The following is a 22,081-nucleotide window of genomic DNA, read 5'->3' on the forward strand; positions in this document are numbered from 1 at the left end:
ATAGTGGGCTAGCGTGATGTCATCCAAATTTGAATCACCAATCTCACCAGCATGAACGACCATGAACAGGGGCACCACCATGACCGTTGCCGTGGAAACCGGGCTCTGGCAGCTCGACTCGACCGCCACCACCGTCGCGCTGCGGCACAAGACGATGTGGGGCCTGGTCACCGTCAAGGGCGCCTTCACGGGTGTCGCCGGCCAGGGCGAGGTGCGGGCCGACGGGTCGGCCGTCGGCACCCTCACCCTGGACGCCGCGTCCCTGGACACCAAGAACGCCAAGCGCGACACCCATCTGCGCGGCGCCGACTTCTTCGACGTGGACAACCACCCCGAGCTGACCTTCGTGGCGCGCAGCGCTGAACGCCGCGACGGCGACACGGTCAAGGTCGTCGGTCAGCTGACCGTGCGCGGCATCAGCAGGCCCCTGTCCCTCGACGCGCGCCTGGTCGAAGCGGACGCCGAGACGCTCACCCTGGAGGCCGAATTCCCCGTGGACCGCGCCGAGTTCGGCATGGGCTGGAACCAGCTGGGCATGATCCGCGGCCTGACGACGGTGACCGCCACGCTCCGGTTCACCCGGGCGGCAGCCTGACAAAGCGGCTCGACAGCGTCTGCGGTGAGGCCGTGAACGCCCGCAGCCGGATCCGCGCGCCCGGCCGGGGCAGGCCGTACGTCCCGGTCGGCGGCCGGAGTTCGTACGTCGCCGTCGCACCGCCCGGCAGCGCGGCCGGCCCCCGTACGACCGTCCAGTACGGATCCATGCCCTGGCCGCCGGTGAGCGTGAAGTGCGGTCTCAGGCTGCCGCCGTCCGTGTTGGTGACCCGCAGGGTCAGCCGGGAGAGGGCGGTCGCCGAGGCCCGCCGTACCGACGTCACCCGCATCCGCAGCGGCGGCGACCCCGTGACCGCCAGCGCGGCACCGGTGACGGCGGGCAGGAGCAGCAGCACGGCCGCCGCGATCCGCGCCGGGCGCCGGTGCGGACCGGACAGCGGGCGCGGGCGTGGCTGCCAGGCGCCGGTGAACTCCGTCGCGGGCGCGGTGACCGCCGCGGTGAGCCACAGCGGGGTCATCAACAAGTAGTAGCCGTCCTGCGAACGGGTCGCCAGATAGAAGGCCAGCCACGGCAGCACCGTCGCCGCAGGCCCCAGCCGGCGGACGAACAGCACGAACACCGCCAGCAGACCGCCGAGCAGCAGCACGCTCGCGCGCGAGTACCAGTCGAGCCGGTCGCCGCCGCCGGTCAGGTACAGCGAGACGTCCACCAGGCCCTGCCCGTGCAGCACCGCGCCCTGCGTCAGCGGCAGCGCGATCCCGCTGAACCAGGCGTCCGGCTCGCTCACGACGAAGTACGTGTTGATCAGCAGCCATACGGTGACGGCGACCCCGACGATCCGCAGCACCACCAGTGCCGCCGCCCGTGCCCCCGACTCCCCGCGCCGGACGGCGTAGATCCCGGCCAGCAGGAACGGCGCGAGGAACCACGGCAGTTGCTGGGCCGCGCAGGCCGCCCCCAGGCAGGCCGCCCGCGCCAGCCCGGCCCGGCCGAGCCGGCCACCCCGCCCGATCCGCGGCCAGCGCGCCACCACCGGCACCAGCAGGGCGAGAGCCAGCACCGCCGGATAGCCGAGCCGGCCGTACGTGGGGAGCATGCCGAAGTCGAGGCACACCATGGTCGCCGTCGAACGCCACGGACCGGGCAGCAGCCGCCACAGCGCCACGGCGCCGACGACCAGCGCACCCGTGGCCACCGCCGTCGCCGGAACGCCGCCGGGGCCCAGCCACAGCAGCGGCGCGGTCAGCAGCGGGGCCAGCGGGGGATAGCCGTAGGTGTAGTCGTAGCCGCCCGTCACGGTCGGGGTGAGGGCGACGTCGTGGCCGAAGAGCCAGGGCCACGGGTGTCCGTACACGGCGTGCCCGGCGACCAGCTCACGGGCGGCCTGGGTGGTGAGGTCCGCCTCGTCGGAGCCGCGGTGGTTCATGACCCAGGTGCACAGGACCAGCGTGACGGCGGTCACCAGCACCACCAGGTCCAGCCGGGCCAGCGCCCGCCGACGGCGCACCACCAGGATCAGCACCCCGCTCACCAGAATCGTGGCGTAGCACACCGAGATCACCACGGCCACGGGGAGCCGATGGGTCGCCGCCTGCGCCCACACCGACCGGGTCCCGATGAAGAGACTGATGTCGGCGAGCAGGGTGAGGACGCGATGCCACTGCGCGGGGGGTTCCTCCGGATCGGCGGACACCGCCGCCCGCGTCCGCCCGCCGGGCGCCGGCAGCTGCGTATCTGTCAGGAGCACGGCACCGGACGCTAATCGGACCCGGTGAGCGCCACGTCCTCGGAGGTGAAGATTCCGGTATGAGGGCGGTGTGAACCGTCCGTAAAGGGCGAAACCTGGCCAATCCCCGTAAGGCGCCGATCGGTCAAGGACTCTCAGTACACGTCCCGCACGTACCGCTTCGCCGCCGCCAGCTGTTTCACCCACGCCGATGCCTCGGCCTCGTCCAGCCCGCCGTGCGCGACCGCGATGTCCCGCAAAGCCCGGTCCACGTCCTTGGCCATCCGGGAGGCGTCGCCGCAGACGTAGAAGTGGGCGCCGTCCTGGAGCCAGCGCCACAGCTCCGGACCGTGTTCGCGCATCCTGTCCTGCACGTACACCTTGTTGCGCTGGTCGCGGGAGAAGGCGGTGTCGAGGCGGGTCAGCAGGCCCTCGTCGAGCAGTTCGGTGAGCTCCCGCTCGTAGTAGAAGTCGGTGGCGCGGTGCTGTTCCCCGAAGAACAGCCAGTTGGGCGCCCGATGGCCGAGCGCGCGCCGCTCCTGGAGGAAGCCGACGAACGGCGCGACCCCCGTGCCCGGGCCGACCATCACCATCGGCGTCGAGGCGTCGGCGGGCGGCCGGAAGTGCGGCGCGGGCCGCACCAGGACCGGCACCTCGGTGTCCGCCTCGGCGTCGGCGAGGAAGGGCGAGCAGACCCCGCCGCGCGTCCGGCCGTGCAGGTTCTCGTACCGTACGACGGACACCGTCAGCGAGACCAGACGCGGGTCGACCAGCGGGCTGGACGATATGGAGTACAGGCGCGGCTGAAGCTTCTTCAGTACGTCCGCCCAGTCCTGCGCGTTCGCCCGCACCGGATGCTCGGCGAGCACGTCCACCGCCTGCCGCCCCCAACTCCACTGCGCCAGACCGTCCTTGTTGTCGGTCCGCAGCAGCCTGCGCAACTCCCGGTCGTCACGCGTCCGTTCGGCGACGAAACGCAGCAGGTCCGGGGTGATCCGGGTGATGTCCAGGTGTCGGTGCAGGGCCTCGACGACGGGGACCTCGCCGACCCCCTCCACACGCACGCCCGCCGTGCCGTCCAGGCCCGTCACCGCGAGCCACTCCTCCACCAGCGCGGGCGAGTTGACCGGCCGCACGCTGAGCGCGTCCCCCGTCTCGTACGTCAGCGGGGACCCGCTCGTGTCGAAGGTGAACCGCCTGACCTCCTTGCCCGCACCCGCCCCGCTGAGCAGCTGGTTGCCGACCAGGCGGGCGGTGGTGGGCGCGGGCTTGGCGGCACGGGCGGCCTCGGAGACGGCCCGGGTGGCGAGCTGTGGGGCGACCTCGAAGGTGGGCTCGGTGGGCTCGGCCGTCTCCGTCCCGGTGTCCAGCGCCGAGAGCACCTGGTCCAGCCAGTCACCCGCCAAGGACTCGTAGTCGGGTTCGCAGTCGGTGCGCGGCGCGAGCCGTACCGCGCCCAGCTCGTCGAGGCGTGCGTCGAGCCGGCGCCCGTGTCCGCAGAAGTCGTCGTACGAGGAGTCGCCGAAGGCCAGGACCGCGTACCGGACGCCGTCCAGGCGCGGGGCCTGCTGGCCGGTCAGTGTCTCCCAGAACCCGGAGCCGTTGTCGGGCGCGTCGCCGTCGCCGAAGGTGCTGGTGATCAGCAGCAGATCGGCGCCGGAGGGCAGGGCGCCCGGGTCGGACTCGTCCATGCCGACGAGGGTGGCCGTGTGTCCCCCGGCGGACAGCCGGTCGGCGACGGCCCCCGCGAACTCCTCGGCGTTACCGGTCTGCGAGGCCCACAGGATGACGACCTCACGGCCCGACCGCTCGCCGGACGGGGCCGGTCCAGCCGACGTCCGCGAGTACATGCCGGCCAGCACGCCGTTCACCCACAGCGCGTGCTCGGCGCTGAAGGGCGCGTCCGGCGGGAGCACGGGGACACCGGGGGCGCCGGAGTCGATGCCCGCGAGGAAGCCGGTGAGATACAGCCGCTCCTGGGCCGTGAGGACGGGCGGCGGGGTGCTGTCGAGGCCGAAGGGATTCGACCCCGGGGTGACGGCGGTCGGAGTGACGGAGGCAGGAGTGAGGGCGCTGGGAGCGACGGCGGTCGTGGCGCCGCCGGTCGCAGCCACCGCCGTGGGGGCGGTCACCCCCGCCGGCCGCACCGGCGAGGCCACCTTCGCCAGCGACACCGCACACACCTTGAACTCCGGCTGGAACGACACCGGATCCACCGCGTCGCTGGTCACCGCGTTGACGCTCAGATACTCCCCGAACAGGTCGTTCCAGTGGAACGGCGCGAAACAGGCCCCCGGCCGCACCCGGTCGGTGACCACCGCGGGCAGTACGGCCCGCCCCCGCCGCGAGGCGACCTCCACCCGGTCGCCGTCGGTGATCCCGAGCGCCCGCGCGTCCTCGGGATGCACCTCCACGAACGGCCCGGGATTGAGCTTGTTGAGCTTGGCGACCTTCCCGGTCTTCGTCAGGGTGTGCCACTGGTGCTGCACCCGCCCGGTGTTCAGCAGGAAGGGGAAGTCGTCGTCCGGCAGCTCGGCGGGCGGCAGATGCGGACGCGCGTGGAAGACGGCACGCCCGTCGGCCGTCGGGAACCGCAACTCGCCCTCGCCGGACACGTACCGCACCGGATTGCGCTCGGGCCCGTCCTCCCTGGCGGCCGGCCACTGCACGGGCGTCGACCGCAGCCGCTCGTACGTCACCCCGCGCAGGTCCCAGCCCGTGACGGGGTTCCAGAAGCGCCGGATCTCCTCGAAGACCTGCTCGGCACTGTCGTACGAGAAACCCTTCTCGTACCCCATCTCCCGGGCCACGGCCGCGATGATCCGCCAGTCCGCCATCGCCTCCCCGGGAGGGTCGGAAGCCGCCCGGGTCAGGGTGAGGTTCCGCTCGCTGTTGACGTAGACCCCTTCGGCCTCGGTCCACATCGCGCCCGGCAGGACGACGTCGGCGTACGCGTTGGTCTCGGTGTCCCCGAAGACGTCCTGCGTGACCACGAACTCGGCGGCCTCCAGGCCCTCGATGACGGTACGGCGATTGGCGACCGAGGCGACCGGATTGGTGCAGATGATCCAGCAGGCCTTGATCTCCCCGTCGGCCATCTTCTGGAACATCTCGACGGTGCCCCGGCCGACCCCGTCGGCGCGCAGGGTGCCCGGCGGCAGCTCCCAGACGTCCTCGGTGAACGTCCGCTCCTCCTCGACCAGCACCGACCGCTGCCCGGGCAGCCCCGGCCCCATGTAGCCCATCTCGCGTCCGCCCATCGCGTTGGGCTGGCCGGTCAGGGAGAACGGCCCGCTGCCCGGACGGCAGATCGCGCCCGTCGCGAGATGCAAATTGACCAGGGCGTTCGTGTTCCAGGTGCCGTGCGTGGACTGGTTGAGCCCCATGGTCCAGCAGCTCATCCACTCGCCGGCCTCGCCGATCAGCCGGGCGGCCGCACGCAGGTCGTCCTCGGCGACACCGGTGAGCTCCGCGACGGCGGCCGGCGGATAGTCGGCCAGGAACTCCTCCATCGCCTCCCAGCCCGTGGTGTGCGCCGCGACGAACTCGGGGTCGGTGTGCCCGTTCTCGACCAGCAGGTGCAGCAGACCGTTCAGCAGAGCGAGGTCGGTGCCCGACTTCACCTGGAGGAACAGGTCGGCCTTCGCGGCCGTGGCGGTGCGCCGAGGATCGACGACCACGAGCTTCGCGCCCGCCTTGACCCGCTCCATCATCCGCAGGGAGAGGATCGGATGACAGTCGGCCATGTTCGAACCGATGACGAGGAAGACATCCGCGCGGTCGAAGTCCTCGTACGAGCCGGGCGGCCCGTCGGCACCGAGCGACAGCTTGTATCCGGCCCCCGCACTGGCCATGCACAACCGGGAGTTGGACTCGATCTGGTTGGTCCGCACGAACCCCTTGGCCAGCTTGTTCGCCAGGTACTGCGCCTCCAGGCTCAACTGCCCGGACACATAGAAGGCGACCGCGTCCGGCCCGTGCTCGTCGATGACGGCGCGCAGCCGTCGCGCGGTGTCGGCGATCGCGTCGGCCGTGGGCACCGGCACCGGCTCCTCGCCGCGGTCGTCCCGCACCAGGGCACTGGTCAGCCGGCCGGGCGCGGCGAGCATCTCGGCCGTGGTCGCGCCCTTCGTACACAGCCGGCCCGCGTTCGCCGGGTGCTCCTTGTCCCCGGACGCCTTCAGGACGGTACGCCTGCCGTCCGGCCCCATCCCGACGTCGAGCAGCAGACCGCAGCCCACACCGCAGTACGAGCAGACGGTCCGCACCTGCTCGGTCTGCTGCGGCTGCTTTCGCTGCGGAGGCGTCGTCATGCCGTCGACGGTACGAATTGCCCGTTACGCCTGTGTGACACGGCTTGATCTTGAGGAGTTACGCCCGCTGCACAGCCGCCCCCCGGTCGGTGTGAGGTGCACCGGAGTCGCGGAGCGTGTCGCATTGGGCCGAACAGGTGACCATGGGTAAGAATTGTTCGATGCAGACAGCAGTGCGAGCCAAGGACGGAGCATGCCGGTGAACAGCCACGATGTCACCGACGAACAGTGGGAGGGGCTCGCCCAGGTCGTGCCGCTGAGGGGCCGGGACGCCTGGCCGTCCTCGGTCGGCCACCGGTCCATGCCGGAGGCCGAGACGGAGCTGCGGCGCCGCTTCGTGGTGCTGCGCGTCATGGTGTTCGCGGACGCGCGCGAGGTCGCCGAGACGCTGATGGCGGGCATACCCGTGCTGCTCGACCTGACCAACGCCGAGACCGAGGTCGCCAAGCGGGTCCTGGACTTCAGCACCGGCGTCGTCTTCGGACTGGCGAGCAGCATGCACCGCGTCGACCGCAACGTGTTCCTTCTCACCCCGGCCGGCACCGAGGTGACCGGGCTGATGGAGGAGGGGACAGGGGTCCCCGGCGTATGAGAGGTGACGGCCGCCCGGCGTCAGGGGCGCCGGTCGCCCGATCGTAGGAAGGTCCTTCGGGCAAAACGGTTCGCCCGGCGGCGGAGACCTACCGTCCGGATATGACCGTGCCCCCCGCGCTGCTCCCGGACCCCTCGCCGCTGACAGCCTTACCCGGCCACGATGAGGACGTCCCGGAGCGTCCGCGCGTCACCGAACTGCGGCTGTCCGCCTACGCCGCCCACCGCCGCGCCCGTTTCCCGCTCAGTCCGCTCACCCTGTTCACGGGACCCAGCGGCTGCGGCAAGACCAGCGCGCTACGGGCGTACGAGGCGCTCGCCAGACTCGGTGGCGGCACCCGCCTGCCCGAGGTCTTCCCGGATCCGCTCGCCTGCGTTCCCGAGCGGGCCCGGCCCGACGCCCAGCGCCGCCGAGGCTTCCGTATCGGCTGCACGACCGACGGCCCGGAGGGGCCGATCCGGCTCGACGTCGCCGTCCAGGCCGAGCCCGCGCTGCGCATCGTGGGGGAGCGGCTGAGCACCGGGGGCGGTCAGGTCCTGCTGGAGACCGCCCTGCGCGACCCGAGCCGGCGCCAGGTGCAGGCGGCCTGGCACACGGCGGGCCAGTCGCCGGTCACCCGCGGCCCCCTGCCCGACGACCAACTCGGCACCGCGCTGCTGCCGTTGCGCGTGGCCGGCAAGACCGACGGGCAGCGCCGGGTGCTGGCCGCCGCCGAACAGACGGTGGTCGCCCTGCGCTCGGTGTTCGCCTGCGACCCGCGGCCCGGCCGGATGCGCGTCCCCGTACCCACCGGCTCCGGACGGCTGCTCGGCGGCTGCGAGAACCTCGCCGACGTGCTGTGGCGCACCCGCGCGCAGTGCGCCAGACGGCACGCGCAGTTCGTCACCGCGGTACGCGCCGGATGCGCCGGCCCCGTCGCCGACGTGCTCGCCGAACCGCGCGCCGACGGTGCGGTCCGGGCACTCCTCGACCGGGGCGACGGCACCCGCACGGACTGCGGGCGGCTGGGCGACGGGGAGTTGCGGTACCTCGCGCTGGCGCTGGTGCTGTTCACCGGGCCCGGCGTGCTGGAGGTCGACCCGGTCGGCGAGGTACCGGCGGCCATGCAGGCGCTCACCGTGCTCGCCGACCACCTCGACCGGGGCCTGGACCCCCGGCAGCGGACCGAACTGCTACGGCTCGCCGCCCGGATGTGCGACCGGGGGCACATCAGGCTCGTCGGCGCGGTGAGCGACGCGTCGTGGGCGGCCGGGGTGGACGGTGTGACGGTGGTACACCTGGAGCCGTGACTGAACCTCTCGACGTGGCGAAACTGCAGCGCAGACTGGCCGAGTTCGCGGCCGCGCGCGACTGGCAGCCGTACCACACGCCCAAGAACCTGGTCGCCGCCCTGAGCGTGGAGGCCTCCGAACTGGTCGAGATCTTCCAGTGGTTGACGCCCGAGGAGTCGCAACGCGTCATGGCCGACCCCGACACCGCCCACCGGGTCACGGACGAGGTCGCCGACGTGCTCGCGTATCTGCTCCAGCTGTGCGAGGTGCTCGGCATCGACCCGCTCGCGGCGCTGGACGCGAAGATCGACCGGAACGAGCGGAGGTTTCCGGCGCCGTAGCAGCCCCCGTCCTCGGGAGCGATCAGCTCCGTTATTACTCTCCGGAGTCAGAAAACCGTCTGAGACCGATTCGTTGTCCGAAGATTTCCGCCTTCCTCTGGTTTTTCGTCTCAAGCCCTCTCACTCTGGGTAGTGAACAAGGGAGTTCAGGCGGACGTGCCGACGGCGCGTCGGACAGACGGGGGCGACGCATGGAAGCGATGCGGCTCATAGTGATGAGCAGGCGTGCCCTGGCGGGGAGCGGTGGCCCGCCTCAGATCATGGCGGAGGTGTGGCAGGCGCAGGCCCTGGCCCAGGCGATCGGCAGTCGCCTCGCGGTCTCCGGTCCGCCCGAATTACGCGGCGAGGCGCTGGGGCTGACCGAACTGGCGGGCCGGGGCTGCGGGGTCCTGGACCGTCCGGACATCGACACCGAGGCGATGCTGGCGGCCCGCCTCACCGAACTGGGAGACGCTCGCCAGGCCCTCACCTCCCTGGGCAGCCTCCTCGGCGAGGTCAGCATCGCCCTGGTCGGCTTGGCCTCCGCGGCGGCGGACGAGGGCACGTACTGGCAGTGCATGGAGGCGATCGACGCGGCGGACGAGTCCAGGGACCGGGTGCGGGAGATGCTGCGCAGGCTCGCGGACCGGGACGAGGCATTACCGGCGTAAGGCCTCTGGAACGAGGGGTGGCGGTGGGGTTGCTTCGGACATGAGGGCCTCCCGGGGCCAGCACCCGAGGGGACCGCCGCGGCCGACCGTCACCGCGGCGTGCAGGATGGAAGCATGGACCTCCGCATCTTCACCGAACCCCAGCAAGGCGCCACCTACGACACCCTCCTCACCGTCGCCAAGGCCACCGAGGACCTCGGCTTCGACGCGTTCTTCCGCTCCGACCACTACCTCAAGATGGGCTCCGTGGACGGCCTGCCCGGCCCCACCGACGCCTGGATCACCCTCGCCGGCCTGGCCCGGGAGACCAAGCGCATACGCCTCGGCACGCTGATGACGGCGGGCACCTTCCGGCTGCCCGGCGTGCTCGCCATCCAGGTCGCGCAGGTGGACCAGATGTCGGGCGGCCGCGTCGAACTGGGCCTGGGCGCCGGCTGGTACGAGGAGGAGCACACGGCGTACGGCATCCCGTTCCCGAAGGAGAAGATCGCCCGCCTGGAGGAGCAACTGGCGATCGTCACCGGCCTGTGGGCGACCGAACTCGGCGAGACCTTCGACTTCCACGGCACCTACTACGACCTCAAGGACTCCCCGGCGCTGCCCAAGCCCGCGCAGCCCAAGGTCCCCGTCCTCGTCGGCGGCCAGGGTGCCAGGCGCACCCCGCGACTGGCCGCCCGGTACGCCGACGAGTTCAACATGCCGTTCGGTTCGCTCGAGGACACCGAGCTCCAGTTCGGCCGGGTCCGCGCCGCCGCGCAGGAGGCCGGCCGCGACGCCGACGAGATCACCTACTCCAACGCCTTCGTCGTCTGCGTCGGCAAGGACGACGCCGAGGTGGCCCGTCGTGCCGCCGCGATCGGCCGCGAGGTCGACGAGTTGAAGGCCAACGGACTGGCGGGCACCCCGGCCGAGGTCGTCGAGAAGATCGGCCGCTTCACCGAGGTCGGCTCCGAGCGGATCTACCTCCAGATGCTCGACCTCTCCGACCTGGACCACCTGGAGCTGATCTCGTCCCAGGTGCAGTCGCAGCTGTCGTAGGTGAACGCACGAGCAAGGCGCCCAGCATCCGCTGGGCGCCTTTGTAGGTTACGAGTGACGTCGACGACGGGATGGTCGCGGGTAATGCAGTACCGCCCACGGCCCGCCGACACCCATACTCGGACACGTGTTCCTGACGATCTCGACCACTGGCGACGAGCAGCACCCGGCGACCGACCTGGGCTTCCTCCTCCACAAGCATCCTGACAACCCGTACTCGGCCACGCTGTCCTACGGCACGGCGCACGTCGTCTACCCCGAGGCGGAACCCGAGCGCTGCACGGCGGCGCTGCTGCTGGAGGTCGACGCCGTGGCACTGGTCCGGCGCGGCAAGGGCAAGGGGCGCGGCGGCGCCCCCGACGCGGCGCTCGCGCAGTACGTAAACGACCGCCCCTACGCCGCCTCCTCGCTGCTCGCCGTGGCGCTGAGCGGCGTGTTCTCCAGCGCGATGCGCGGGGTGTGCAAGGCCCGGCCCGAGCGCGCCGCGAAGCCGATGCCGCTGCGTATCGAGGTGCCCGCGCTGCCCGCCCGGGGCGGCCCGGAGCTCGTACGGCGTCTCTTCGAGCCGCTCGGCTGGGCGGCGAGCGTCGAACCCGTCGCCCTGGACAGCGCGTTCCCGGAGTGGGGCGACTCGCGGTACGTGCGCCTGGTCCTGGAGTCGCGGAAGCTGACCCTCGCCGAGGGGCTGCGGCACCTGTACGTCCTGCTGCCCGTGCTCGACGACGCCAAGCACTACTGGGTGGCGCCCGACGAGGTCGACAAACTGCTGCGGGCCGGCGAGGGCTGGCTGCCCGAACACCCGGAGCAGAAGCTGATCACCAGCCGTTACCTGTCCCGTCGCTGGTCGCTGACCCGGGAGGCGATGGAGCGGCTGGAGCTGGTGCGGCTGGCCGAGACCGACGACAGCGAGGTCGAGGAGATCGACAACGCGGTCGCGGCGGAGAGCGAGACGGAGGAGAAGCCCGCCCCGCTCGCCGTGCAGCGCCGGGACGCGATCATCGCCGCGCTCGGCGCGTCCGGCGCCGCCCGGGTGCTCGACCTCGGGTGCGGACAGGGCCAGTTGGTGCAGGCGCTGCTGAAGGACCCGAGGTTCACCGAGATCGTCGGTGTCGACGTGTCGATGCGGGCCCTGACCATCGCCTCGCGGCGGCTGAAGCTGGACCGCATGGGGGAGCGGCAGGCCTCACGCGTGCGGCTCCTCCAGGGTTCGCTGGCCTACACCGACAAGCGGCTCAAGGGATACGACGCCGCCGTACTGAGCGAGGTCATCGAGCACCTCGACCTGCCCCGGCTGCCCGCCCTGGAGTACTCCGTGTTCGGCGCGGCCCGTCCGCGCACGGTCCTGGTGACCACCCCGAACGTCGAGTACAACGTCCGCTGGGAGAGCCTCCCGGCCGGCCACGTCCGGCACGGCGACCACCGCTTCGAGTGGACCCGCGAGGAGTTCCGGTCCTGGGCGGACACGGTGGCCGAACGGCACGGCTACGACGTGGCGTTCACACCCGTCGGACCGGACGACCCCGAGGTGGGGCCACCGACCCAGATGGCCGTTTTCACCCTGCGTACCACGACGACGAACACCCCGGACCAGAAGGAGGCGAAGGCGGCATGACCGAGACCCAGGTTTCCCAGCGGCAGGGGCGGGTCCTGCCCGTCACCGACCTCTCCCTCGTCGTCCTGGTCGGCGCCTCCGGCTCGGGCAAGTCGACCTTCGCCCGGCGGCACTTCAAGCCGACCGAGGTGATCTCCTCGGACTTCTGCCGCGGTCTGGTCTCCGACGACGAGAACGACCAGAGCGCGACCCGGGACGCCTTCGACGTCCTGCACTACATCGCGGGCAAGCGCCTGGCGGCCGGCCGTCGGACCGTCGTGGACGCCACCAGCGTGCAGCAGGACGCCCGGCGCCAGCTGATCGACCTGGCCAGGCAGTACGACGTGCTGCCCATCGCCATCGTGCTCGACGTGCCCGAGGAGGTGTGCGCCGAGCGCAACGCGACCCGCGACGACCGTGCCGACATGCCCCGGCGGGTCATCCAGCGGCACACCCGTGAACTGCGGCGCTCGCTCAGGCACCTGGAGCGGGAGGGCTTCCGCAAGGTGCACGTCCTGCGCGGCGTCGAGGACGTCGAGACCGCCACCGTCGTCACCGAGAAGCGCTTCAACGACCTGACGCACCTCACCGGCCCCTTCGACATCGTCGGCGACATCCACGGCTGCGCGTCCGAACTGGAGTCACTGCTCGGCAAGTTGGGCTATGTCGACGGCGTCCACCCGCAGGGCCGTACCGCGGTCTTCGTCGGCGACCTCGTCGACCGCGGACCGGACAGCCCGGGCGTGCTGCGCCGGGTGATGTCGATGGTCGAGTCGGGCAACGCGCTGTGCGTGCCCGGCAACCACGAGAACAAGTACGGGCGTCACCTGAAGGGCCGCAAGGTCCAGCACACCCACGGGCTCGCCGAGACCATCGAGCAGATGGAGGGGGAGACCGAGGAGTTCCGCAAGAAGGTACGGGAGTTCATCGACGGCCTCGTCAGCCACTACGTCCTCGACGGCGGCAAGCTGGTCGTCTGCCACGCCGGACTGCCGGAGAAGTACCACGGCCGCACCTCCGGCCGGGTCCGCTCGCACGCCCTGTACGGCGAGACGACCGGCGAGACCGACGAGTTCGGGCTGCCGGTGCGCTACCCGTGGGCGGAGGACTACCGGGGCCGGGCGGCGGTCGTCTACGGGCACACCCCGGTTCCGGAGGCCAGCTGGCTCAACAACACCATCTGCCTCGACACCGGCGCCGTCTTCGGCGGCAAGCTGACCGCGCTGCGCTGGCCGGAACGGGAACTGGTCGACGTACCGGCGGAGCGGGTCTGGTACGAGCCGGCCAGGCCGCTGCGGGCCGAGGCGCCCGGCGGGCAGGACGGACGCCCGCTGGACCTCGCGGACGTGCACGGCCGGCGGGTCGTCGAGACCCGGCACCAGGGCCGCGTCGCCATCCGCGAGGAGAACGCGGCGGCGGCCCTGGAGGTCATGAGCCGCTTCGCGGTGGACCCGCGTCTGCTGCCGTACCTGCCGCCGACCATGGCCCCGACGGCCACCTCCCGCGTCGAGGGCTACCTGGAGCACCCTGCGGAGGCGTTCGCGCAGTACCAGGAGGACGGCGTCGCACGGGTCGTGTGCGAGGAGAAGCACATGGGCTCGCGGGCGGTGCTGCTGGTGTGCCGGGACGCGGAGGCTGCCCGCAAGCGGTTCGGCGTCGGGGCAGGCCCCACCGGGGCGCTGTACACCCGCACCGGGCGTCCCTTCTTCGACGACGACTCGGCCACCGAGGAGATCCTCGGCCGGGTCCGCACCGCGATCGACGAAGCCGGCCTGTGGGCCGAACTCGACACCGAATGGCTGCTGTTGGACGCCGAGCTGATGCCATGGTCGCTGAAGGCCATGGGGTTGCTGCGCGGTCAGTACGCGGCCGTCGGCGCCGCCGCCGGCGCGGTCTTCCCGGGCGCGCTGGCCGCTCTGGAGGGCGCGGCGGCGCGCGGCGTGGACGTCTCGGACCTGCTGGCCCGCCAGCGCGAACGAGCCGACGCGGCCTCGGCGTTCACGGACGCCTACCGCCGCTACTGCTGGACCACGGACGGCCTTGAGGGCGTACGCCTGGCCCCGTTCCAGATCCTCGCGGCCCAGGGCCGCAGCCTCGCCGCCCTGCGGCACGACGAGCAACTCGCCTTCATCGACCGGCTGGTGGAGCACGACGCGAGCGGCCTGCTGCAGACGACCCGCCGCCTGTACGTCGACACCGGCGACCCGGAGTCGGTACGGGCGGGTGTCGACTGGTGGCTGGAGATGACCGGACGCGGTGGCGAGGGCATGGTCGTCAAGCCCGTCGACGCCGTCGTGCGCGACGCCCAGGGCCGACTGGTGCAGCCCGGCGTCAAGTGCCGGGGCCGCGAGTACCTGCGGATCATCTACGGTCCGGAGTACACCCGCCCGGACAACCTCGCCCGGCTCCGCGGCCGTTTCCTGAACCACAAGCGCTCGCTCGCGATCCGTGAGTACGCGCTCGGCCTGGAGGCGCTCGACCGGCTGGCCGAGGGCGAGCCGCTGTGGCGGGTGCACGAGGCGGTGTTCGGGGTGCTGGCGCTGGAGTCGGAGCCGGTCGACCCGCGGCTGTAGCCGGCCGCGGGGCCCCACGCGGGGCCACGAGGAGCGATTTCCGGCCGAGTTGCCCCACCGGGGGCGCACGGCCGGACTTCGCGCCCCACGGTCTCACATGTCCCTGGTTAACCGCCCGTTGCCGTGCTAACTTCGCAGGTCGGTCAGGCAGGCATACCGGCTCATGGGGGACAGTCGGTGGAGACAGGCACGGGGTTGGACAGGCTTATCGACGATGCCGTGCGCCCGCGGGGGCTCCAGGTCATGGTCGAGCTGACCGAGAGCCTGTGCTTACTGAGCTGCACGGAGGACGCCCAGGCACGCATCCAGTTCGCCGCCATCCTCGCGGAACAACTCGGCCGACCGGTCGACCTGCGCGGCGTCCGGCAGCGCGAGGACGTGGCCGCCCTGGTGCGCGCCGCCCTGAACGTGGCGGGCGGCGAACACGTACTCGTCGACGTGGTCCGCATCCTCGAGGGCGCCCCGGCGGGCGACGAACTCGACCGGCTGATCACCCCTGCCCCCGCCGTCGTGCCCGACCTGTCGTGGGGCCCGCCCGGCCCACTCACCCGGGACGACGAGAACAGCGCCCGCGCCGTCCTGGCCAAGGGCGAGCTGCCCGCGAGCCGGGTCCGGGACGACCTCGTCGAGGAGCTGCACGGCCTCGACCTGCCCATCGGCCTCGCCCCGGACCAGCTGTTGTCGCACGTCCTGGAGTGGAACACGCAGCCCGACGGCCTGCCGCCCGCGGTCCTCCTGATGGACCGTGCGGCCCGCCTCGCCGTCACCCCGGCGCACCGCGCCGCCCTCGCCGGCTGGGTCGACGACTGGGCCGCCCGCGCCGACCTGACCGAGGAACTGGACCGGCGCCGGGGCGCGCGGGCCGAGGTGGTGAGCGACCCGGACGTTCCGCGCTGTCTGATCGTCGCCGTCGAGCCCGCCCGGGACGGCAGCGGCGAGGTCGTCGTACGCCCGTGGCTCAACACCGTGCCCGGCCACTGGAACCCCCAGCCCGGCGCACCCTCCACCACCACCCTCGACGACCTTGAGACCGCCGTCGACCAGGCACTGCGGCAGGGCGCCCGGCTGTGGGCCGCCCCGCGCGAGCCGGAGCCGGGCGGACGGGTCCAGCCGCCGCCCTACATCGAGTTCGTCCTGCCGTACGAGTTGCTGAACCACGACGTGGCCGGTTTGACACACCGGATCGGCGACGGACTGCCGATGCCGCTCGGCCTGAAGTACGGGGTGCATCTGCGGAGCCTGGAGCGCATGCGCAGCGACGACGCGCAGGTACGGGAGCAGTGGCGGGAGCGTTGGCGCACGCTGCGGCAGCACGGGGTCACGGTGCACGGCTGGAGTGAACCGGACGGTCCACGCCTGAACGCATGGCAGGCGGTGCTCGCTGGGGAGAACAGACATACGGCCGTGGTGCTGGACGCCCCGGCCGACCGTCTCGCCATGGAGGCGCTCAAGGCAGCCATCGCGGAGGGGATCGGGTTGGCGGTCTGGGACCGCAGAGGGGTTTTCGACGAGGAACGCCGGGAGGTGGTGACCGCCGTGTTCGCCGCTGTGCCGACGCCCGCGCAGATCCCGATCGCCATTCACCGGCTGCGGCAGAACGCCGAGTTGCACACGAAGGGACCGGCCCGGTTCCTCGGCCGCAACATCGGCTTCCTGTGGGACGACCCCACTCGACTCGTTGACATCGACCCCGGCGATCTCGCCGGCGAGGAGGCACCGGCATGAGCGCGCAGGAGCAGACGTCCCCGAACGGCTGGCGCGTCTTCCACGCCACGGGCAACGCCCCCGCCGCCCCGCCCCGGCTGCCGGAGCCCCCGCCCTGGCGCCGGTTCCGCGGCGCCCCCGCCCAGCCCGCCCCGCCCGACGACCCCGAGGCCGCCCAGCGCCGCCTGGGCCCGCACGCCATCACCCTCCAGCTCGGCCAGGACGAGATCGACACGGTCAACGCCGCCCTGCTGCTGCGCCGGCCGCTGCTGATCACCGGGCCGCCCGGCGTCGGAAAGTCGACCCTGGCCTACCTGATATCCCGCGAACTGGGGCTGGGCCGGGTCCTGGAGTGGAACATCGTCAGCCGTACGACGCTGCGGGACGGCCTGTACGTGCACGACGCGATGGGCCGCGCCCAGGCCATCGCCGCCTGGCAGGCCGGTCTGCGCAACGCCCCGGCAGCGGACGTCAACTCCGCTCCCGAGTCAAGTGATCGTCAACTTCCCCCAGTTCTAGGTGACTTCATCACCTTGGGGCCACTCGGCACCGCGCTGCTGCCCTACGATCGTCCTCGTGTGCTTCTCGTCGACGAGCTCGACAAGAGTGACATCGACCTGCCGAACGACCTGCTGCACGTCCTGGAGAACGGAAGCTATGACGTCCCGGAACTGGTGCGTGACGCCGCGGACACCGCACGCGTCCACACCAGCGACCCCTCCGGCCGGGCCACCGTGCACAGCGGACGGGTCGAGTGCCGGGAGTTCCCCGTCGTGGTGATCACCAGCAACGGCGAACGTGAGTTTCCCGCCGCCTTCCGCAGGCGCTGCCTCCCGCTGGAGATGCGTACACCCACCCGTGAACAGCTTCTGGCCATGGTGGAGGGACACCTGGGCACCCGCCCGCAGGGCACGGAGGACCTGGTTGACCAGTTCGTACGACAGGTCCGGGCCGGCGGTACACACTCACTGGACCAACTACTCAACGCTGTCCAGATGACTACCGCGGGTGGTTTCCAGGTCCACGGTGACGGGCGTAAGCTCGTGGAAATGCTGCTCCGCGACCTCGCGAAGGGCCGCTGAATGACCGGCTTTCCCAGGGAGCGTGCGTCCAGGCTCGGCGACGGAGATCCCGTACCGGGGTCGTCGCCTCCTTCGGCGTTCCCCGAGCCCGTCGAGCACGGAGCGCCGCTCCTCGCCGACCTGGAGCAGACGGCACCGGCCCGCACCGGCCCGAACGCCGAGGAACAAGCGGCACCACGCTGGCAGGAGGTCGCCGACGCCGTGTGGCTCGCCGCGTACTGGTCCCGCCACGGCCGCCCGGTGGCCGGCCGGCCACCGGGACCGGGCCCCGAGCCGAGCAGGCCCGCCGAGGACGTACGGCCCCCGCCCCCGCCCCCGGACGTCGAGGAAACCCCCGCGGTCCCGCCTGCCACCGGCACCGATGCCTTACGTCCGACGCGGCCGCCCAGCCCCGACCCCGCCGGCGACGGGGTGCCCGGCGCGCGGCCTCCGGCCCCGGACACCACGCACCGGCCACCCGGCCTGGTGCGCGGCGGCGGACCGGCGGCACCGGCCGAGCTGTCACCTCACCCCGAAGGTCCCTACGCGTTGCACGTCGGACGCCCGCTGCTGCCCGCCGACAACCGCCCCCAGCACGGGCCGGGGCGGGCCACCGCCCTGCTCGCGCGCGCCCTGCACCGGCTGGCCCGGCGGATCCCCTCCCGCGACACCCTCGAACTCGACGAGGAGACCACCGCCGAGCAGGGAGTCGTGGACGGCATGTGGCTGCCCTTCCTCCGTCCCGCCCGCACCTCCGCCTTCGACCTGGTGCTGCTCATCGACGACGCGCCCACCATGCGGATCTGGGAGGACGCCGCCGCCCGGCTCGCCGAGGCCGCCGAACACAGCGGCGCCTTCCGGGGCGTACGCACGGTCCGGGTCAACGTGCCCCGTACCGGCGCCGCCACCCTGCGCTGGAGCACCGGCCGGGCCGCCGCCGACCCCGCCGAACTCCTCGACGGACGCCGCGGGCGCGTCTTCCTCGTCGTCACCGACGGACTCGCCCACGGCTGGGCCGCGTCAACCGCCGACGACCTGCTCGGCCGGCTCGCCCACGCCGGCCCCACCGCCCTCGTCCACCTGCTGCCGCCGCATCTGCGGCACCGTTCCTCCCTGTACCCGTACCAGGCGGTCCTGGAAGCCGGCGGTTTCGGCGCTCCCAACGACGGCCTGGCGCACTGGGCCCCGCCCGGCGGTCCCGACCCGCTGCGGCCGCTGCCCGCCGCCGGCGACGGCTCCGTTCCGGTACCGGTCCTGTCCCTGAAGGCCGGCTCCATCGCGGCCTGGGCCGACCTCGTCACCGGGGAGCGTGGGGTACGCCGCTCGCTGCCCGTCGTACTGGCGGGCACCCTCACCAAGGGCGCCCCGGCGCCCGGTCTGCGCGCCCCGCGCTTCCCACGCGCCGCCACCGCGGCCGTGCGCCGCTTCTTCACCCTCGCCACTCCGGCCGCGCGTCGACTCGCCACCCAACTGGCCGCCGTTCCCTTCGAGTTCGACCTCATGGAACAACTGCGTCGGCACACCATGCCGGAGACCGGCCCCGACCATCTCGCCGAGATCCTGATGGGCGGCCTGATCGACTGGGACAGCGGCGGCCCCGGGCGCCCGGAGTTCGCCGACGGAGTCCGTGAGGCGCTGCTCGCCACCACCACCCGCAGCCAACTCGCCCGCACCGTCAGCGTGGTGGGCGAGCTGCCCGCGGCGGGGGAGCGCGGCGTCGCACTGCGCGCCGCCCTGCGCGACCCGCACGGCACCCAGCTGCCCGACCCGGCGGAACTCGGCTGGGCACGCAGTGAACTCGCGGTGATGCGCGCGTTGTCGGGGCCCTACTCCGAGCGCGCCAAGCGCATAGAACCCAACGTGTTGAGGCTCGGACCCGGTACGCCCGAACGGGTGGCCGCCGGTTTGCCGACCGGTACGCCCACTGAGGTGAACCGGCCGGAGGGCGGAGGATCGCCCGATGGAGAGGGCAGTGATCCAGCGTCGAACAATTCCGACGAAACTGGAGAATCCGTGCCGAGCCCGGTAATCGACGAGACCCGACCCAATGCCTCGGAGGACGAGCAGCTCATGACGAGCACCACGACCAGGACGCCCGCCATCATGGTGAACGTTCCGCTCCGGAACACCTCGTTCGTCGGCCGGCAGGCGCTGCTGAGGGCCGTGGAGGAGCAGCTCGGCGCCCAGGACACCGCGGCCGTGCTGCCGCACGCGCTGCACGGACTGGGCGGCGTCGGGAAGTCCCAGCTGGCGCTCGAGTACATCTACACCCACCAGCAGGACTACAAGGTGATCTGCTGGATCCCCGCCGAGCGTGAGAGCCTCATCCTCACCGCGCTCACCACCCTCGCCGCGCAGCTGGGCGTCGCCCCGATGAGCCAGGAGAGCGTGGGCACCCCGACGGCCAACACCGCCGTGCCCGCCGTCCTGGAGGCGCTGCGCACCGGGGCGCCGTACGACAACTGGCTGCTGGTCTTCGACAACGCCGAGGACATCGAGGTGGCGCGCAAGTACTTCCCGCCCAACGGCCCGGGCAAGGTCATCGTCACCTCCCGCAACCGGGCCTGGGAGCGGGTGGCCACCCCGCTGCCGGTGAACGTCTTCGAGCGCGAGGAGTCCGTCGAGCTGCTCCAGAAGCGCTCCCCCGACCTGGAGCCCGGGGACGCCGACCGGCTCGCCGAGGCGCTGGGGGACCTGCCGCTGGCGGTGGAGCAGGCGGGCGCGTGGCGCGCCGTCACCGGCATGCTGGTCGAGGAGTACCTCGACCTGCTGCGGCAGCGCAGCCTGGAGATCCTCGAACTCGACACCACCCCCGACTATCCGACGTCGGTGGCGGCCGCGTGGGACATCTCGCTGACCCGGATCGCGGAGAGCAACCCCGGGGCCCGTCAACTCCTCGACATCTGCGCGAGTATGGCTCCCGAGCCCATTCCGCGGTCCATCCTGCGCGGCAGCCGGGGCGTCAGCATCACGCCCGACGTCGACCCGCTGCTGCGCGAGTCGATCAAACTGAACCGGGCCATCCGTGACCTCAGCCAGTTCTCCCTGGTGCGGGTGGACCCGCGGTCCGACACCCTGCAGATGCACCGCCTGCTGCAGACCGTGCTCCTGGCCAAGCTGGGGCAGCAGGAGCGGGAGAGCATGCGCAGCGCCGCCCACCAGCTGCTGTCGGCCGCCAAGCCCGGCATCTACGCCTCATCTCTGGAATGGCGCGCCTACCAGGAACTGCTGCCGCACGTCCTCGCCTCCCAGGCGGTGACCAGCACCGACGACTGGGTGCGCGAACTCGTTTACGACACGGTCCTGTTCCTCTACTACTGGGGTGACCACACCGGTGCCGCGAACCTGGGCCGGCAGGCCTGGAACGCCTGGCTGGCGGCCTCCGGCGAGGACGACATCTACGTCATCCGCATGTCGAAGAGGTTCGCCTTCCTGCTGCGCCAGATCGGTCAGGTCGCCGAGTCCATCCCACTCACCGAGAAGGCGCTGGAGGTCTCCCGCCGGATCGACGTCGAGGCCGAGGAGATGATCGACTCCCTGTGTGAGACGGCGGACGCCCGCCGCTACCAGGGAAGGTTCCAGGAGGCCCGGGATCTGGGGCGGGAGGCCACGGAGCTGGCGCGTCCCCAGTTCGGCCCCGAGGACCCCACGACACTGCGTGCCGTGCACAGCCTCGGCGTCGACCTGCGCCTGTGCGGCCAGTTCGGTGACGCGCTGGCGCTGGACCAGGAGAACGCCCGGCTGCGCGACCAGATGTTCGGTTCCGCCAGCTTCTTCACTCTCAACTCCCTCAACGCCCTCTCCATCGACATGCGGGAGAACGGCGACTATCCCGGCGCGCGCGACTTCCAGGAGGACGCCTACCGGCGGGCCCGGACCGCGCTCGGTGAGGAACATCCGCTGACCCTGCGCATCGGCCGTAACCTCGCCGTCTGCCGACGTCGTGACGGGGCCCTCGCCGAGGCCGCCAAGCTCTCCGAGGAGACGCTGCGGCGCTTCGTCGCACGGTACGGGCCCGACCACTTCGACTCCGTGTCCACGGCGCTCAACTACTCCGTCGACCTGCGTCTGGCCGGTGACCTCGACAACGCCCGCGCGCAGGGCGAGGACGCCGCGGCGCGCTACGCGGCCCGCCTGGGCGAGCAGCACGCCTACACCCTGCTGGCCAAGGCCAATCTCGCCGCGACGCTGCGGGCGTTGGGTTCGCTCGATGCCGCCGCGGAGCTGGAGGACGAGGCGGCCGAGCGGCTGGCCGCGACCGTCGGGCCGCGACACGTCACCACGCTGACCGTCGCCGTCGGCCAGGCCAACACGGCCTACGCCCGGCTGGACTTCGAGCGGGCCCACCAGATCGACGAGGCCAACCTGCCCCTGCTGACCGAGGTCGCGGGCGCGGACCACCCGCTGACCCTGTCGTGCACCGCGAACCTGGCGCTCGACCTGCGCGGTCTGGGCCGCGGGCCTGAGGCGGACGAGCTGCAGCGCACGGCAGTGGAGGGGCTCACCCGCGTGGTCCGCGTCGACCACCCGTGGCTGCTCGCGGCCCGGCAGCGGCGGCGCATCGAGTGCGACATGGCCCCGATGCCGCTGTAGCCGGTGGCGGCCGTGTGTGCCGTGGCCCGGCGGGGCGGGGGCGGTGCGTGCGGGGCGGGGGTGCGGGATCGC

The 22,081-nt window shown here is 72.2% G+C and carries 13 protein-coding genes; 11 read left to right on the forward strand and 2 right to left on the reverse strand.

What is annotated here, in order from left to right; translation table 11 throughout:
• Positions 1-79 precede the first annotated feature (79 nt).
• Positions 80-595, forward strand: coding sequence for a YceI family protein (locus ABZ027_RS00605; RefSeq protein ID WP_356763421.1), 516 nt, complete (start codon positions 80-82; stop codon positions 593-595).
• Here the strand turns inward: ABZ027_RS00605 and ABZ027_RS00610 are convergent.
• Both ABZ027_RS00610 and ABZ027_RS00615 read right to left on the reverse strand, forming a co-directional pair.
• Complete coding sequence (locus ABZ027_RS00610; protein WP_356763423.1) at positions 576-2,249, reverse strand: hypothetical protein; 1,674 nt, start codon at positions 2,247-2,249, stop codon at positions 576-578. The genes ABZ027_RS00605 and ABZ027_RS00610 overlap by 20 nt on opposite strands.
• Before the next feature lie 188 nt (positions 2,250-2,437).
• Positions 2,438-6,595, reverse strand: a complete 4,158-nt coding sequence (locus tag ABZ027_RS00615) for a bifunctional nitrate reductase/sulfite reductase flavoprotein subunit alpha (RefSeq protein WP_356762835.1) — start codon at positions 6,593-6,595, stop codon at positions 2,438-2,440.
• A gap of 193 nt (positions 6,596-6,788) precedes the next feature.
• Here ABZ027_RS00615 and ABZ027_RS00620 point away from each other — a divergent pair, with 193 nt between their 5' ends.
• The 10 genes from ABZ027_RS00620 to fxsT all read left to right on the forward strand — a co-directional run bounded on the left by ABZ027_RS00620 (position 6,789) and on the right by fxsT (position 22,009).
• Positions 6,789-7,187 carry a cell division protein SepF gene (locus tag ABZ027_RS00620; protein ID WP_356762837.1) on the forward strand — a complete coding sequence of 133 codons (399 nt, stop codon included), beginning with the start codon at positions 6,789-6,791 and terminating at the stop codon, positions 7,185-7,187.
• Positions 7,188-7,288: 101 nt separating this feature from the next.
• Positions 7,289-8,476: an ATP-binding protein gene (locus tag ABZ027_RS00625; RefSeq protein WP_356762839.1), complete on the forward strand. Its 1,188-nt coding sequence runs from the start codon at positions 7,289-7,291 to the stop codon at positions 8,474-8,476.
• The gene (locus ABZ027_RS00630; RefSeq protein ID WP_356762841.1) at positions 8,473-8,799 is read left to right on the forward strand and encodes a nucleotide pyrophosphohydrolase; all 327 of its coding nucleotides are present in this window, start codon (positions 8,473-8,475) and stop codon (positions 8,797-8,799) included. The genes ABZ027_RS00625 and ABZ027_RS00630 overlap by 4 nt, the downstream gene beginning before the upstream one ends.
• A gap of 191 nt (positions 8,800-8,990) precedes the next feature.
• The gene (locus tag ABZ027_RS00635) at positions 8,991-9,449 is read left to right on the forward strand and encodes a DUF6099 family protein (RefSeq protein WP_356762843.1); all 459 of its coding nucleotides are present in this window, start codon (positions 8,991-8,993) and stop codon (positions 9,447-9,449) included.
• Positions 9,450-9,563: 114 nt separating this feature from the next.
• Positions 9,564-10,487, forward strand: coding sequence for an LLM class F420-dependent oxidoreductase (locus ABZ027_RS00640; protein WP_356762845.1), 924 nt, complete (start codon positions 9,564-9,566; stop codon positions 10,485-10,487).
• Positions 10,488-10,614: 127 nt separating this feature from the next.
• Positions 10,615-12,099 (forward strand): 3' terminal RNA ribose 2'-O-methyltransferase Hen1, encoded by a 1,485-nt coding sequence (locus ABZ027_RS00645; RefSeq protein ID WP_356762847.1) that lies wholly within the window; start codon positions 10,615-10,617, stop codon positions 12,097-12,099.
• A complete protein-coding gene (locus tag ABZ027_RS00650; protein ID WP_356762849.1) occupies positions 12,096-14,651 on the forward strand; it encodes a polynucleotide kinase-phosphatase in 2,556 nt (851 codons plus the stop codon). The genes ABZ027_RS00645 and ABZ027_RS00650 overlap by 4 nt, the downstream gene beginning before the upstream one ends.
• A 219-nt stretch (positions 14,652-14,870) precedes the next feature.
• Positions 14,871-16,376 carry a hypothetical protein gene (locus ABZ027_RS00655; RefSeq protein WP_356762851.1) on the forward strand — a complete coding sequence of 502 codons (1,506 nt, stop codon included), beginning with the start codon at positions 14,871-14,873 and terminating at the stop codon, positions 16,374-16,376.
• A complete protein-coding gene (locus ABZ027_RS00660) occupies positions 16,373-17,437 on the forward strand; it encodes an AAA family ATPase (RefSeq protein WP_356762853.1) in 1,065 nt (354 codons plus the stop codon). Before ABZ027_RS00655 ends, ABZ027_RS00660 begins: the two co-directional genes overlap by 4 nt.
• Positions 17,438-22,009 carry an FxSxx-COOH system tetratricopeptide repeat protein gene (fxsT, locus tag ABZ027_RS00665; RefSeq protein WP_356762855.1) on the forward strand — a complete coding sequence of 1,524 codons (4,572 nt, stop codon included), beginning with the start codon at positions 17,438-17,440 and terminating at the stop codon, positions 22,007-22,009. It begins immediately after the preceding gene.
• Positions 22,010-22,081 lie beyond the last annotated feature (72 nt).

This window comes from Streptomyces sp. NPDC006332 (assembly GCF_040612855.1).
Taxonomy (GTDB): domain Bacteria; phylum Actinomycetota; class Actinomycetes; order Streptomycetales; family Streptomycetaceae; genus Streptomyces.